The following is a 14,541-nucleotide window of genomic DNA, read 5'->3' on the forward strand; positions in this document are numbered from 1 at the left end:
GCCGCACACCGCACGGGCCGGGCCGGGGGGCGGGTCATGCCGCCTCCGCGCGGTCCGCCGCCATGCCCGCGGCGTCGAGGAGGGCCGTGCCGACGATCAGGTCGGCGCCGCCGAATTCGGGGTCTTCGAGCTGCGTGCCGTCGTCCACCGCGAAGAGCAGGCGCTCCTCGCCCTGGCGGTAGGCCGTGCCGACGGCCGGGCTCGCCGCGTGGACGGCCAGCAGGGCCACCAGGTACGGCAAGTCCGGGTCGCTGCGGCGGGCTTCCGCGAGGAGGCCGGACAGGCGGCGCGGGGCATCGTGCGGCAGGTCCAGGAGCCGCATCGCGCAGGCGAGCTGTTCCTCGCTGAAGCGGCTGTCGTCCGGGGTAGCGATGAGGTCCGGCTCCGGCATCTCCGCGCCGAGGTGCTCCCGCTCGACCGGCGGGGTGAGCAGTATCTCGACCAGGTCGGCGACCCGGACGGAGACGGGCGTGCGCAGGCCCGCCCCGGAGGCGAAGAAGGCATCCGTCACCCGGCGTGCCTGTTCCACGGGGAGCGGCAGGAGCGGGGCGACCAGCTGGCCGTACAGGTCGATGCCGGAGCGCGGCGCGGGCGCCGCGAAGGCCTGGCGGTCCTGCTCGGCACGGAACAGCGGCCCGGCGTCCAGGAGCCGGGACTGGAGCTGGGTGTGGCGGCGGATGCAGTCCTTGACGATGTCGACGAGCTCGGCCGCGCGCCGCTTGTTCTCGGGCTCTTCCGCCTCGTCGCGCGCCTTGCGGATGTTGGTCAGGATCGCGTTCTCGTGGCGGTAGCGGTCGGCGACGTGGTCGAGGGCCTCGGCGATCATGTCGGGGACGGCCTGGAGCCAGTCCACCGCCCGGACGTTGCGCCGCGTCGCGTCCAGCGTCCGGCGCAGGGTCTCCGCGTACTGGACGGTCCGGTAGCGGGCCTGTTCGGCGGCCAGCTGGGCATCCGCCAGCCGGCCTCGGCTGATCAGGACGTCCAGCTTGACCTCGGCGGCGATCTGGGCGCTGGTGACGTCCGTGTCGAGGGCGCCGACGAGGACGTTGACGGCCTCGTCGGTGGTGCGCAGATAGACCGCGCCGCCGTAGCCCGGGACCTCTTCGATCAGCTTGAAGTCGTAGTCCCTGCGGACGTAGACGCCGTCCGGGCCGAAGGTGCCGTAGATCGCGCGGAAGCCGCGGTCCACGCTGCCGACGTTGATCAGGTTCTCCAGCACCCAGCGGGCCACCCGCTCGTGCTCGGCGGCCGGGCGGGCCGGGGCCTGGGCGGCGACGCGCGGCAGCAGCCTGGCCACTATCTGCTCGTGGTCGGCGCCGGTGTCGAAGTCCATGTTGAGCGTGACCAGGTCGATCGCCGCCAGCGCTACCTCCGCCATCGCGTAGACCCCGTACTCCCCGGCCAGATTGGCCTTGCGTACGTCGAGGTCGTGCAGCGGGGCGGTGCAGGCGAGAGCGCGCAGCCGCCGGGCCAGGCCCTCGTCGGCGGCCGGGCCCGGCGCCGGGGAGGGAAGGGTCTTCGCCGGGGCGGGGAGAGTCACGGGGAAAGACTAGGCGCTCACCCTGACAACATCCCAAACGGCATGGTTCGGCCGGATCGTCCCCGGCTGCCAAAGGACGGCGGCGACAACAGGCGAGACCACAGGTGAGAACGTGAGGACCGGGGTGCGAACTGCGGCGAGAGCGACCGCGAGGACGACGCGCCGCTGTTCTACGCTCACCGCATGGCTTCCATGATCACACCCCCGGCGGCGGCGATCGACCTCAACGCCGACCTCGGCGAGGGCTTCGGCCGCTGGACGCTGACCGACGACGAGGCCCTGCTCTCCGTCGTCACGAGCGCCAATGTCGCCTGCGGCTTCCACGCCGGTGACCCGTCCATCATGCGCCGGGTCTGCGAGCTGGCCGCGGAACGGGGCGTACGGATCGGCGCGCAGGTCTCCTACCGCGACCTGGCGGGCTTCGGGCGGCGCGCCATGGACGTGCCGCCCGGCGAACTGGCGGACGAGGTGGCCTACCAGATCGGGGCGCTGGAGGTGTTCGCGCGGGCGGCCGGCTCCCGGGTGTCCTACGTGAAACCGCACGGCGCGCTCTACAACCGCACCGTGCACGACGCCGGCCAGGCGGCCGCGGTCGTCTCCGGGATCCTGACGGCGGGAGGCGCCCTGCCCGTGCTCGGCCTCCCCGGCTCGCTGCTCCTCGCGGCCGCCGGGGAAGCCGGGCTGACCCCCGTACCGGAGGCTTTCGCCGACCGGGCCTACACACCGGCCGGGACCCTGGTGCCGCGCGCCGAGCCGGGAGCGGTGCTGTACGACCCCGATGCCGTGGTGGCTCAGGCCGTACGGGTGGCCGCCGAGGGCGCCGTGACGGCGTCCGACGGGTCCCGCGTGCGGGTGACCGCGCGCTCCCTGTGCCTGCACGGGGACACCCCGGGGGCGGCGGTTCTCGCACGGCGGGTCCGGGAGGCGCTGGGCGCGGCCGGGGTCCGCGTGGAGGCGTTCGCGTGAGGATGCGGGCCTTGCCGGCGGGGGCCGAGGGGCTGTTGGTCGAGCTGGACTCGGCGGCGGATGTGACGGCGCTCCACGCGGAGCTGCTGCGGCGGCGGGATGCGGGCGAGCTGGGCGCTGTACGGGACATCGTGCCGGCGGCGCGGACCGTCCTGCTGGACGGCGTACGGGAGCCGCGCGCGCTGGCGGCCCGGATCGCGGATTGGGAGGTGCCGCCGCTCGCGCCGACGCGGGGGCCGCTGGTCACCGTCCCGGTGCGGTACGACGGACCGGACCTGGCGGAGGTGGCCCGGCTGTGGGGGGTGGCGGAGCGGGAGGTGCCGGCCATCGTGGGCGGCACCGTCTTCCGGGTGGCCTTCTGCGGCTTCGCGCCCGGTTTCGGCTACCTGACCGGGCTTCCGGAACGCTTCCACCTCCCCCGGCGCGCCACTCCCCGTACGGCGGTCCCGGCGGGCTCGGTGGCGCTGGCGGGCGAGTACGCGGGCGTCTACCCGCGCTCCTCCCCCGGCGGCTGGCAGCTGATCGGCTCGACGGACGCGGTGCTCTGGGATCCCGGGCGGGAACCGGCGGCGCTGCTCGCGCCGGGGGTACGGGTGCGGTTCACGGAGGTGTCCGGATGAGCGGGCTGGTGGTGGTACGGGCCGGCGCGCTGACCACGGTCCAGGACCTGGGGCGTCCGGGGTACGCGCACCTGGGGGTGCCCCGCTCGGGGGCGCTGGACACGGCGGCGTACGCGCTGGCCAACCGCCTGCTCGGCAACCCGCCGGGCGCGGCGGCGCTGGAGACGACCCTGGACGGGGTGGGGCTGCGGGCGCTGGCCGCGACGACCGTGGCGGTCACGGGCGCGCCCTGTGCGGTACGGGTGTCCGGGCGCCCGGTGGCCTGGGGAGCTCCGGTACGGCTGCCGGCCGGGGCGGAGCTGGAGGTGGGCCGGGCGGAGTCGGGGCTGCGCGGCTATGTGGCGGTACGGGGAGGCCTGAGCGTCCCGCCGGTCCTGGGCAGTCGCTCGACGGACCTGCTGTCGGGGCTGGGGCCGCCGGTCCTGTCGGACGGAATGCCGCTGCCGGTCGGCCCGCCCGGACCGGACCCGGCTCCGGGGGCGGGGGCGGGGGCGGACATCTGCGCCCTGCCGGGGGCGCCTTCGGAACTGCTGCTCCCGCTGCGGCTGGGGCCACGGGCGGACTGGTTCACCCCGGCTTCGCTCGCCGGGCTCTGGCGTTCGGTGTTCCGGGTGTCCCCGATGTCCAACCGCATCGGCCTGCGCACGGAGGCGGGGACACCGCTGATCCGCGGCCGGGCCGGTGAACTGCCGAGCGAGGGCATGGTCCTGGGAGCGGTCCAGGTCCCGCCGGACGGCCTGCCGGTGGTGTTCCTGGCCGATCACCCGGTGACGGGGGGCTACCCGGTGGTGGGGGTGGTCCCCGCGGGCCCCGCCCTGGACGCGGCGGCGCAGGCCCGGCCGGGGGTGCCGGTGAGGTTCGTCCGGTGAGGTTCGCGTCGTGCCGGTGAAACGTTCGGGGGGCCATCGGCCAAGTACCCCGAGTGAGGGGGCCGACCGGGTCCCCGACGCAGGGGAGGAACCGGGGGGCGCGGTAACGGCCGTGGTGGCCGGACTGGTGGCACTGCCCGCCCTGGGGGACCACGGTGACAGCCCGCCTCCCGCGCACGCTCTGACCGACGGCGGCATCACGAAGGACAGGGACGGCACCATCACGGTCGGCTGGCCCCAGCCCGACGAACTGCCCGAACTGGTGCGCAAACTCCAGGCTCTGGGGGTGAGCGCCGCATTGGTCGAGCAGAAGCCCCCTTCGGAGTGCACTCATGTGGGTGGGTACCGCAATCCGCAGGTCCTCCCGGGGACCGGGTCCCGCGACTTCGAGGCCGACGTGGTCCGGGGGCGGGGCGACGCAATGGTGCTGAAGATCAACTCGAAGACGGTCCCGCCCGGCTACACCCTCGTACTCCTGAAGCCGGCGAGGCCGTGGAGCCGTTACGCGGAGGTCGAGGTCGGAGTGAAGGAGACCTCGAAGGTCACGCCCTGCGAGATCGATTTCTCCCCGAGCGACGAGGAACGGGCCAGGACCCAGGCCGAGATCGAGGAGCTCAGGGAGCGCCAGGGCACGGGCTCCCAGCCCCCGGCCTCGCCGCCCGGCACGCCGTCGCGGTAAGTCCGGACCCCCGGCCCCGGCCCCTCAGGGCCGGGGCCGGCGGGCGCCCGCGACGAGGCGGGCCACGATGAGGTGGTGGAAGGGCTCGATGGCCCGGAAGTACAGGCGCCCGACCGGCCGGTTGAAGCGTACGACGGTCGTGCACACGCCCTCGGTGCCCGCCGAGCCGGCCAGCGGCCGTACGGCGAACGAGGCGCGGAAGTCCAGGTGCTTGTCGTCGTCGCCGCAGAGGACCTCGTCGTCTCCCACGGCCAGGACCCGGAAGGGTCCCGCTTTCAGGCCCGGTTCGATCGGGGTCTCCCGCGCCGGCCGTTCCCGCTCCTGTACGTGCAGCCCGAGGGGCCTCACCAGCGTGTCGCGCAGCGCCATGAGCCGGCCGATCCACCCGGGGCGTCCCGTGAACACGAGCCGGGCGAACTCCACCGCGCTGGTGCCGGGGGGCAGCTCGACCGCCACGGCGTCGACGTGGTCGAAGGACCCGAGACTCGCACGTGCCGCGTCGACCACGGGTGGAACGTTCCTGCGCACATGCTTGTTCATCCGGCAACCCCCAGCTCGGTGTCGCCCCATTACCTCACACGGCCGCCGGCCGCAGACGGCGAGGGGCGTCCCCCTCACGGCGGCCGCCCGGCGGCACACGGGTCCTACACCGCCGACTCCGGCGCGATCCGGCTGCGGACCGCCGACTGCACGTCCTCTTCCTCGGCCGGGTCCGCCGCCAGGCGGCGCAGCCGGGGCGCCACCCGGGCGTCGGCCGTCTCCGCGTGGCGGGCCGCCACCTCGCGCGTGGTCTCCTCGCAGTCCCAGAGGCATTCGACCGCGAAGCCCGCCGCGAAGGAGGGGTCGGTGGCGGCCAGGGCGCGCGCGGCGCGCCCGCGCAGGTGGGACGAGGCCGTCTCGCGGTAGATGTGCCGCAGTACGGGGGCCGCGCAGCTGATCGCGAGCCGGCCCGCTCCGTCCACCAGGGCGAAGAGCCGCCGCGTATCGGGGCCCCAGCCGCGGAGCGTGGAGCGCAGGGCGCCCAGTACGAGGCCGGCGTCCTCGGCTCCGCCACGGCAGGCGAGGGTGGCCGCGGCGGCCGCGCCCAGGGCGTCGGGGCGGTGGATCCAGCGCCGGGCCCGTTCGACGGCGGCGGGGCCGCACATGCGCTCGTACGCGGCCACGGCGGGCTCGTCGGCGGCGGCTTCGATGAGGTCCAGTACGGCCGGGTTGTCCGGTTCGGCGAGGACCAGGTGGTGCAGTGCGGTGGCGCGGGCGGCCTCGCCGGAGGCGCCGGCGGCCGCCGCGAGGACGGCGGGGCGGTCCTCGGGCGTGGCCACGGCGGCGAGGCAGCGGGCGGCGGGCACGTGCAGCGGTGTGCCGCGGTGCAGCCCGTCGGCGGCCCAGTCGAAGACGGCCTGGACCCCCCAGCCGGGGCGGGGTCCACTCGGGGTCACCTGGCGCTGCCAGCGGTCGAAGGATCCCCGCTCACGGGCGGCGCGCAGGCGCTCCCCGTAGCGCGGCGACTCCTCCCACAGGCACCAGGGCCTGGGCTCGTACGCGTCGCGGACGGCGGCGGCGAGCCGTGCCTCGCCCTCCGCGGTGGCGGGGAACCGGGCGAGGACGGGCGCGGCGAGGCCGCGCAGTCCCTCGTCGTCGTCGCGCAGGGCGAGCTCGTCGAGGGCCCAGGCCCAGTTCGCGCCGGAGGCCGCGTACCGGCGCAGCAGCATGAGCGCGTCGTCGCGGCCGTACGAGGCCAGGTGGCCCAGTACGGACAGGGCGAGGCCGGTGCGGTGGTCCTCCTCGCCGACGAGGTCGTCGACGCAGAAGAGGTGGGTCTCGATCTCGCCGAGGGGGCCGTCGAGATCCAGGTACAGCCGGGCGTAGTACAGGGAGCGGTTCTCGACCTGCCAGTCCTGGCGCGGGTCGCGGAGCACGCACTGGTCGAGGGCCGCGAGGGCCTCCGCCCGGGGTGCCGCGAGGGCGTGCAGCGTGCCGTCGCCGCGGCCCCGCTGGAGGAGCCCGAGCAGGGTGCCGCTGGGCGCTATGACTGGTTCGAACATGGGAATGGCCTCAAATCAAGCTGGGGACGCAACCGGGAATCGGGATTCACAGGGCCGCGTAACAGCATGTGAGGACGTCCGCCGTCATGTTCCGCTCGATGTAGACCATTGCCTTCTCACTCTCGTCGGTGCTTCGTGACCAGGGCGGGCGGCCGGGCCGGGGCCCCGGACACCTGCCGTGTCCTGCCCGCTCCTGCCCTTCCGCCGTGTTCGCGAATCGAATCCGACGCCATGATGACCCAGCCGGTTTGTGCGCCGCGACCACATTTACGGCCGCCGTGATCAACCTGTGAGGTCTGTACCGGTCACCGCCCGGCAAAACGGACTACTTGGCTCCGAATAGTTCCAGCAGCTCGGCCTTGGCGAACATCCGCGCCGTGTCCACGGCGGAGGGGGTTCCCGCGTTCGGGTCGGCCCCTCCGGCGAGCAGCGCGCGGATGACGGCCTCCTCACCCTTGAAGACGGCGCCGGCGAGCGGGGTCTGGCCTCGGTCGTTGGCACGGTCGGCCTCGGCGCCGCGGGCCAGCAGGGCCGCGACGGTGTCGGCGTGGCCGTGGTAGGCGGCGAGCATGACGAGGGTGTCGCCGCGGTCGTTGGTGAGGTTCGCCGGGACTCCGGCGTCGAGGTACGCGGCGAGCGTCCCGGTCTCACCCTGGCGGGCGAGGTCGAAGATCTTGGTGGCCAGTTCGATGACGTCCTCGTCGGGGACGTCCTGCGAACCGGAGCCGCCTTCGGTGTGCTCGCTCATCGTTCGTACCGCCTTTCAGTCGCTGCTCGCGTGGGCCACCCGGTGACCCGTCCAGGGCCGGGCGGGCAGGGGGGTGCACGGCACTGCATCCGTACGGGTGAATCGCCAGAGTAGCGCCCGGACCTGCACATGTCGGGGCGGGGCCGAGGCAAGGATCATCCTTGACGCGCCCCCCGGTCTCCCCCGAGCCGCTGCGCGCCGGGCACGCCAGCCGGACTGAGCCGGTCAAGTGAAAAACGCCTGGATTCACCTGTATGCACCTTTTGTAGCATTGATACTTGCTGTGAGCCTGGAAGAACTGATGGTGACTGTCCCCACCTACCAGGAGAACTCCTCATGGTCCTGTCCATCTCAGGTGTCGTCCTGCTCGGCATCATCTGCTTCCTGTTCTTCAAGAAGGACGGGATGAAGCTGTCGCACGCGTTCGTGTGCTCGCTCTTCGGCTTCTTCCTCGCCGGCTCCGCCATCGCCCCCAGCATCACGGCGAGCACCGCGAGCCTCGCGAGCCTTCTCGGCGGGATCAAGCTCTAGGCCGGCCCCCTGCCGGCGACACCGAGCCGTACCCAGCCCCACCCGAAACACCCGCCACACCCACAACTCCAGGAGACGCCCGTGGCCCGGCGCCCACTTCCCCGCATCCTCAGCAGCGGCACCGCGTCGCTGGCCCGGGGCCGCGACTTCGCTCGCACGGCCGCCGACAGTGCCACGGACGTCCTCCATCCGCTCCTCACCATCGGACGCGGACTGCGCATCCTGGCCTCGGCCGGGCGGCGCAAATGGTCCGGGACTCCCAAGGACAAGCGTGGTCCCGCGCTGTTCCTGGGAGCCGCCTGCGTCCTCGTGGTCGTCCTCGTGCCCTACGGTCCCGCCCTCGCCCTGGCCACCCTCATGGCGGCGGCGGCCTGGCACGGACGCGACCGCACCCCGGCGAAGACCGGGCCCAGCGATGCCGAGACCGAACGGCTCGGCTCCCTCTACGAAGCCCTCGTGCCGTACTTCTCGATTCCGGAGGATCCAAGTCCGCTCTTCGCCCACGGCGGCGACTGGGGCAAGGCCTTCAACGGCTACGAGTTCGACGAGGCGGGCCGCGTCACCAAGCTGCGCATCCGCTACCCGGCCTACTTCACCGACGGCGAGGTGACCTCACGGGCCCGGATCGAGGCATTGCTGCACGCCAAGGCCGGGCGCGGACGGGAGTATCTCTTCGACTGGGACGAGGAGGGCAACCAGCTCGACCTGAGCGTGCTGGCGGCGCTGCCGACGGGCATCGCCGCCCAGCCGTTCGTCACCTCCCCCGGTGAGACCGTCCTCGGCTTCACCGACGCCGTCGGCGTCCAGCGCACCCTGCCCGTCATGGAGGGCGACGAGCCCCGCGACGTGCCGCCGGTGATCTGGCGCACCGGTCCCCGAGCCACCGAACCGCACCTGCTGGCCGTCGGTCAGCCGGGGAGCGGGACTTCCACCCTGCTGCGCTCGATCGCCCTGCAGGCCCTGCGCCACGGGGGCGACGTACTGATCGTCGAGGGCGGCCGCAGCGGCGAGTACTCCTGCCTGTCCGGCCGCAGCGGGGTCCTGGCCGTGGAGAGCGGTCCCACCGGGGCGCTGTCCACGCTGGAGTGGGCCGCCCAGGAGACCGAGCGGCGGCTCGTCGCCACCCACAGGGCCCGCGAGTCCGGCCTGCCCGCCCCCGAGGACACCCGCCGCCCGCTGTGGATCCTGCTGGACCGGCCGAGCGTGCTGGCCCCCCTCGCGGCCGCCGACGGGCGCCCCGACCCGCTCGCCCGGCTGCAAGTGCCGCTGCGGCACGGCCGGGCCGCGCACATCACCGTGGTGGTGGCCGAGCAGTTCGACCAGCTGGAGCTGCTGGGCGACGCCGTCTGGCAGCACACCCGGGCCCGGGTCGTCCTCGGCTCGGCGGCGGTCCAGCAGATCGCCGATGTGCTGGGCCTGCCGCCGCACACCACCCCGACGGCGCAGGTGCCGCCGGGGCGCGGATACGCCCGGCTCGGCGCGGGTCCGGTGCACCGGCTCCAGGTACCCGCCACGCCGGACCCGTACGACGACGCCACGCACCCGGCCCACCGGCAGGCGGTGCTGGAGCTGCTGCCCGAGCGCGGGCACGACGGCGGCCCGGGCGTCCAGGAGCACACCACGCCGGCCAGACCCCTCCACGCCCCCGCCCAGCCCCATCCCCCGGCCCAGGCGCAGGGCCCGGCCATCGACGCCTCGGGGATCCCCGAGGTCCCGGCCGAGGCGCCGTAGGCGCGGGCCGGGCGGGGTTCACGGTTACCCGGTTACCCAGTTGCCCGGTTACGCGGTTACGCGGTTACGCGGTTACGCGGTTACGCGGTTACGCGGTTACGCGACGAACGTGCGCGGCGGCTCCGCGCCGCTGCCGCCCGCACCGGTGCCGACCAGTCGGGCCGCCGCCGCCAGCCGGGCGGCGGCCTCGTCCGCCACCGGCCCGCCCACGGTGAACGGCAACCGGACATAGCCCTCGAAGGCCCCGTCCACGCCGAACCGCGGCCCCGAGGGCACCCGTACGCCGACCCGCTCCCCCACCTCGGCCAGCCGGGAGCCGGAGAGCCCGCCCGCCCGGGCCCACAGGGTCAGCCCGCCCTGCGGGACGTCGAACTCCCAGTCCGGCAGCTCCCGGCGCACCGCCGTGACCAACGCGTCCCGGTTCTCCCGGGCCTGGGCCCGGCGGATCTCGACGGCCTCCTGCCAGCCTCCGGTCCGCATCAGCCAGTGCACCGCCAGCTGTTCGAGCACCGGGGTGCCCAGGTCGGCGTAGGCCCGGGCGGCGACCAGGCTCCGGATGACGTCCGGGGCGGCGCGGACCCAGCCGATCCGCATGCCGGCCCAGAAGGCCTTGCTGGCGGAGCCGACGGTGATCACCGTGCTGCCGCCCGGGTCGAAGGAGCAGACCGGGCGCGGCATGACCAGCTCGGGCTCCAGTTGCAGTTCGACCATGGTCTCGTCGACGACCAGTACGGTGCCGGCCGACCGCGCGGCCTGGACCATCGCGCGGCGCTGGTCCTCGGAGGCCAGGGCGCCGGTCGGGTTGTGGAAGTCGGCGACGACGTAGGCGAGGCGGGGGGCGGCGTCGCGCAGCACCTGCCGCCAGACGGACATGTCCCAGCCGGACAGCCCGTCGGCCATGGCGACGGGCACGAGCCGGACACCGGCGGCGCGCATGAGCTGGAGGATGTTGGCGTAGGACGGGGACTCGACGGCGATCCGCTCCCCCTGCCCGGCGAAGAGGCTGCAGATGGCGTCGATGGCCCCCATCGCGCCGGTGGTGACCATGATCTGCTCGGGCATCGTCGGAATGCCCTGCTCGGTGTACCGGTCGGCGAGCATCCGGCGCAGCGCGGGCAGGCCCGCCGGGTAGTCCCCGTGGGTGTGGGCGTACGGAGGCAGTTCCTCCAGGGCGCCCTGGACGGCCTTGGTGAGCCAGGGCTCGGGCGCGGGCAGGGCGGCGCAGCCCAGGTCGATCATCGAGCCGAGGGACTCGGGCGGCAGCGGTTCCAGGCCGCGTGCGGGCAGCGGGTTCCCGGCCGGTGCGGAGGTCCAGCTGCCGGCGCCGCGGCGGGACTCCAGGAACCCCTCGCCGCGCAGGGCCTCGTAGGCGGCGGCGACGGTGGTGCGGCTGAGGGAGAGGGCGACGGCCAGCTCCCGTTCGGCGGGGAGCCGGGCGGCGACCGGGACCCGGCCTTCGAGGACGAGGAGCCGGATCCCGTCGGCGAGGGTGCGGTAGGCGGGCTGCTTGCGGGCGCCCGGGACGGCGCTGCGCCCCTGCTGGGAGGTGATGAGGCGGGCGAGTTGCGCGGCACCGACCGCCGAGGTCCATTCGGCCATTGCGTCCGGTCCACCTTCGTCGAATTGGCCTCGCCGGAGCGGGTCCGGGGCCGGGATTGGATTGATGTCTTCGAGACAGACTGTCACGTGCCAGTCCACTTCCACCAGCCGTGCCCCTTTGCGTGCCGGTCGCCTCCACGGCCCGGCCGCCCGGCACCGCGAGGCGCGGGGGATACTGCCGCCGTGACGCACGTACGCCTTCGCCACCCGTATCTGGACCACCCGGCTCCGATCCCCTTCGCGCACCGTGGAGGCGCCTCGGACGGACTGGAGAACACCGCCGCCGCCTTCCGCCGGGCCGCCGACGCGGGCTACCGGTACTTCGAGACCGATGTGCACGCCACGGCCGACGGAAAGCTGGTCGCCTTCCACGACTCCACCCTGGACCGGGTCACCGACGGTCGGGGGCGGATCGCCGAGCTGCCCTGGAGGCGGATCCGCGAGACCCGGGTGGCGGGCAGCGAGCCGCTGGCCCTCTTCGAGGAACTGCTGGAGGAGTTCCCCGACGCCCGCTGGAACGTCGACGTCAAATCCGAGTCGGCGCTGCACCCGCTGGTCAAGTTGATCGCGCGGACCCGCGTCTGGGACCGGGTCTGCGTGGGCTCCTTCTCGGAGAGCCGGGTGGCCCGGGCGCAGCGGATCGCGGGCCCCCGGCTGGCCACCTCGTACGGCGTACGCGGGGTGCTCGGGCTGCGCCTGCGCTCGTACGCGATCCCGGCGGCGCTGCGCGCCGGGGCGGTGGCGGCGCAGGTTCCGGAGTTCCAGTCGGGCATCCGCGTGGTCGACCGGCGCTTCGTCCGCACCGCGCACGCGCGGGGTCTGCAGGTGCACGTGTGGACCGTGAACGAACCGGAACGCATGGAGTCTCTGCTGGACCTGGGGGTCGATGGCATCATGACCGACCGGATCGACATCTTGCGCACGGTGCTGGACCGGCGCGGCGCCTGGGCCTGACAGGCCCTGCGGCCGCCGCTCGAGTGCGGCGGCCGGTGCGGTACGGGGACCAGCGAGGGGGGCACCATGAGTGCGGGGACGACGGACGAGGCGGAACCCGGGGCGCAGGACGGCAGACCTGCTGCCACCACCACCGCCGGTGCCGCCGCCGCGGCGGCGCGCAAGCGCGAACAGCACGGCTGGTACTTCTACGACTTCGCCTGCTCGGTCTATTCGACGAGCGTCCTCACGGTGTTCCTCGGGCCGTACCTGACCGCGGTGGCCAAGGCCGCGGCGGACGCCGAGGGGTACGTCCATCCGCTGGGCATCCCGGTCCGGGCGGGCTCCTTCTTCGCGTACTCGGTCTCGGCCTCCGTACTCGTGGCCGTGCTGATCATGCCCCTGGTGGGCGCCCTCGCGGACCGCAGCGGACGCAAGAAGCCGCTGCTCGCGGTGGCCGCGTACACGGGCGCCGCGGCGACGACGGGGATGTTCTTCCTCGACGGCGACCGGTACCTGCTGGGCGGGCTGCTGCTGATCGTCGCGAATGCCGCCCTGGCCGTGTCGATGGTGCTCTACAACGCGTTCCTGCCGCAGATCGCCACCCCGGACGAGCGGGACACCGTCTCCTCCCGCGGCTGGGCCTTCGGCTACACCTCGGGCGCACTGGTTCTCGTACTGAACCTGGTGCTCTACCAGGGCCACGACTCCTTCGGCCTCTCCGAGGGGGAGGCGGTACGGATCTGCCTGGCCTCGGCGGGCGTGTGGTGGGGGGCCTTCGCGCTGATCCCGCTGCGCAGGCTCAGGGACCGGGCCGTGGCCCGGGAGGCGGGCGCGGGAGCGGCTCCGGCCGTCAGCGGCTGGACGCAGCTGGTCGCCACGCTGAAGGACATGCGCCGCTACCCGCTGACCCTGTCCTTCCTGCTCGCCTACCTCGTCTACAACGACGGCGTGCAGACGGTGATCTCCCAGGCCTCGGTCTACGGCTCGGAGGAACTGGAGCTGGAACAGTCCACCCTGATCGTGGCGGTGCTCCTGGTACAGATCCTGGCGGTGGCCGGAGCACTGGGCATGGGCCGGCTGGCACGCCGCTACGGGGCCAAGCGGACGATTCTCGGGTCTCTGGCCGCTTGGGCCGTGACACTGGCGGCCGGCTACTTCCTGCCGGCCCGCACTCCGGTGTGGTTCTTCGCGCTGGCCGCGATGATCGGGCTGGTGCTGGGCGGCAGCCAGGCGCTGTCGCGCTCGCTGTTCTCCCACCTGGTGCCGGCGGGCAAGGAGGCCGAGTACTTCTCCGCGTACGAGATGAGCGACCGCGGGCTGAGCTGGGTGGGACCGCTGGTCTTCGGACTGACGTACCAGGTCACGGGAAGCTACCGGTCCGCGATCATCTCGTTGGTGGTCTTCTTCGCACTGGGTTTCGTGCTGCTCGCGAGAGTGCCGGTGCGGCGCGCGGTGGAGGCGGCAGGGAATCCTGTACCGGAGCGGCTCTGAGAGCGGATCCGCGAGTGCGCCCGGCCCGGATTCACGAACGAATTCCGAACGAATTTAGACGTTGAAGCAAAGGGCCGGTAGTGTACGCCTTTGGCCTGCCAGGCGGACCGTTACTGCACGCTTAAGAAGTGAAGTCGTTGGGTGACATCTGCTGCCAGATGTGACAAAACGGGCATTGGTGGGTACAACAAGGGGCGGCACGACGGGCGACGCGTGACCCGGAGCGGGAATCTATACCGCCGACCGGACGTTGACCGGATGACGACGACAGCGACACCTGTCCTGTGGGCGACAAGCCCGGGAGGCACGATTCATGAGTGAGCGAGCTCTCCGCGGTACGCGCCTCGTGGTTACCAGCTACGAGACGGACCGCGGCATCGATCTGGCCCCGCGCCAGGCGGTGGAGTACGCATGCCAGAACGGACATCGATTTGAGATGCCGTTCTCGGTTGAGGCAGAAATTCCGCCGGAGTGGGAGTGCAAGGCGTGCGGCGCCATGGCACTCCTGGTGGACGGGGACGGGCCCGAAGAGAAGAAGGGCAAGCCCGCGCGAACGCACTGGGACATGCTCATGGAGCGACGCACCCGCGAGGAACTGGAGGAAGTGCTTGCCGAGAGGCTTGCGGTCCTTCGTTCCGGCGCCATGAACATTGCCGTGCATCCACGGGACAGCCGCAAGTCCGCCTGACAGCCGGACGCACAACCAGCACGAGCCGAGGGGCCCCGCCACACAGTGTGGCGGGGCCCCCAGCCGTTTAACTATTCCACCAAACGAGAGGAGGGGCGGCA

14 protein-coding genes are annotated in these 14,541 nt (G+C 73.3%); 9 read left to right on the forward strand and 5 right to left on the reverse strand.

Annotation, left to right across the window (positions count from 1 at the left end):
• Positions 1–34: 34 nt before the first annotated feature.
• Entirely contained in the window at positions 35–1,540 is a 1,506-nt protein-coding gene (locus tag ABZX75_RS31045) for a hypothetical protein (RefSeq protein WP_355416454.1), read from the reverse strand.
• A 192-nt stretch (positions 1,541–1,732) separates the two neighbouring features.
• Between ABZX75_RS31045 and ABZX75_RS31050 the strand changes: the two genes are divergently transcribed.
• The 4 genes from ABZX75_RS31050 (at position 1,733) to ABZX75_RS31065 (ending at position 4,674) form a co-directional block, all read left to right on the forward strand.
• Positions 1,733–2,506 carry a 5-oxoprolinase subunit PxpA gene (locus tag ABZX75_RS31050; protein ID WP_355416484.1) on the forward strand — a complete coding sequence of 258 codons (774 nt, stop codon included), beginning with the start codon at positions 1,733–1,735 and terminating at the stop codon, positions 2,504–2,506.
• 2 nt (positions 2,507–2,508) lie between these two features.
• Positions 2,509–3,126 carry an allophanate hydrolase subunit 1 gene (locus tag ABZX75_RS31055; RefSeq protein ID WP_355416487.1) on the forward strand — a complete coding sequence of 206 codons (618 nt, stop codon included), beginning with the start codon at positions 2,509–2,511 and terminating at the stop codon, positions 3,124–3,126.
• Positions 3,123–3,995, forward strand: coding sequence for a biotin-dependent carboxyltransferase family protein (locus tag ABZX75_RS31060; RefSeq protein ID WP_355416457.1), 873 nt, complete (start codon positions 3,123–3,125; stop codon positions 3,993–3,995). Before ABZX75_RS31055 ends, ABZX75_RS31060 begins: the two co-directional genes overlap by 4 nt.
• A gap of 112 nt (positions 3,996–4,107) precedes the next feature.
• Complete coding sequence (locus tag ABZX75_RS31065) at positions 4,108–4,674, forward strand: hypothetical protein (protein ID WP_355416459.1); 567 nt, start codon at positions 4,108–4,110, stop codon at positions 4,672–4,674.
• A 24-nt stretch (positions 4,675–4,698) separates the two neighbouring features.
• Here the strand turns inward: ABZX75_RS31065 and ABZX75_RS31070 are convergent, their stop codons facing one another.
• From ABZX75_RS31070 to ABZX75_RS31080, 3 genes are all read right to left on the reverse strand, one after another.
• A complete protein-coding gene (locus ABZX75_RS31070; protein WP_355416462.1) occupies positions 4,699–5,214 on the reverse strand; it encodes a DUF2867 domain-containing protein in 516 nt (171 codons plus the stop codon).
• A 104-nt stretch (positions 5,215–5,318) separates the two neighbouring features.
• The gene (locus ABZX75_RS31075; protein WP_355416465.1) at positions 5,319–6,716 is read right to left on the reverse strand and encodes a HEAT repeat domain-containing protein; all 1,398 of its coding nucleotides are present in this window, start codon (positions 6,714–6,716) and stop codon (positions 5,319–5,321) included.
• 325 nt (positions 6,717–7,041) lie between these two features.
• A complete protein-coding gene (locus ABZX75_RS31080; RefSeq protein ID WP_355416468.1) occupies positions 7,042–7,464 on the reverse strand; it encodes an ankyrin repeat domain-containing protein in 423 nt (140 codons plus the stop codon).
• Positions 7,465–7,800: 336 nt separating this feature from the next.
• Between ABZX75_RS31080 and ABZX75_RS31085 the strand changes: the two genes are divergently transcribed.
• Together ABZX75_RS31085 and ABZX75_RS31090 are read left to right on the forward strand one after the other, a co-directional pair.
• Positions 7,801–7,995: a hypothetical protein gene (locus ABZX75_RS31085; RefSeq protein WP_030706611.1), complete on the forward strand. Its 195-nt coding sequence runs from the start codon at positions 7,801–7,803 to the stop codon at positions 7,993–7,995.
• Between the two features lie 81 nt (positions 7,996–8,076).
• Complete coding sequence (locus ABZX75_RS31090) at positions 8,077–9,726, forward strand: ATP-binding protein (RefSeq protein ID WP_355416472.1); 1,650 nt, start codon at positions 8,077–8,079, stop codon at positions 9,724–9,726.
• 96 nt (positions 9,727–9,822) lie between these two features.
• On the opposite strand, the gene ABZX75_RS31095 is transcribed toward ABZX75_RS31090, so the two are convergent.
• Entirely contained in the window at positions 9,823–11,325 is a 1,503-nt protein-coding gene (locus ABZX75_RS31095; RefSeq protein WP_355416475.1) for a PLP-dependent aminotransferase family protein, read from the reverse strand.
• Positions 11,326–11,508: 183 nt separating this feature from the next.
• On the opposite strand from ABZX75_RS31095, the gene ABZX75_RS31100 reads away from it, so the two are divergent.
• The 3 genes from ABZX75_RS31100 to ABZX75_RS31110 all read left to right on the forward strand — a co-directional run bounded on the left by ABZX75_RS31100 (position 11,509) and on the right by ABZX75_RS31110 (position 14,440).
• Positions 11,509–12,279, forward strand: coding sequence for a glycerophosphodiester phosphodiesterase family protein (locus ABZX75_RS31100; protein WP_355416478.1), 771 nt, complete (start codon positions 11,509–11,511; stop codon positions 12,277–12,279).
• Positions 12,280–12,345: 66 nt separating this feature from the next.
• Complete coding sequence (locus tag ABZX75_RS31105; RefSeq protein WP_355416481.1) at positions 12,346–13,752, forward strand: MFS transporter; 1,407 nt, start codon at positions 12,346–12,348, stop codon at positions 13,750–13,752.
• Between the two features lie 313 nt (positions 13,753–14,065).
• Positions 14,066–14,440, forward strand: coding sequence for an RNA polymerase-binding protein RbpA (locus tag ABZX75_RS31110; RefSeq protein ID WP_007262928.1), 375 nt, complete (start codon positions 14,066–14,068; stop codon positions 14,438–14,440).
• Positions 14,441–14,541 lie beyond the last annotated feature (101 nt).

This window comes from Streptomyces sp. NPDC003038 (assembly GCF_040611115.1).
Lineage (GTDB): Bacteria > Actinomycetota > Actinomycetes > Streptomycetales > Streptomycetaceae > Streptomyces.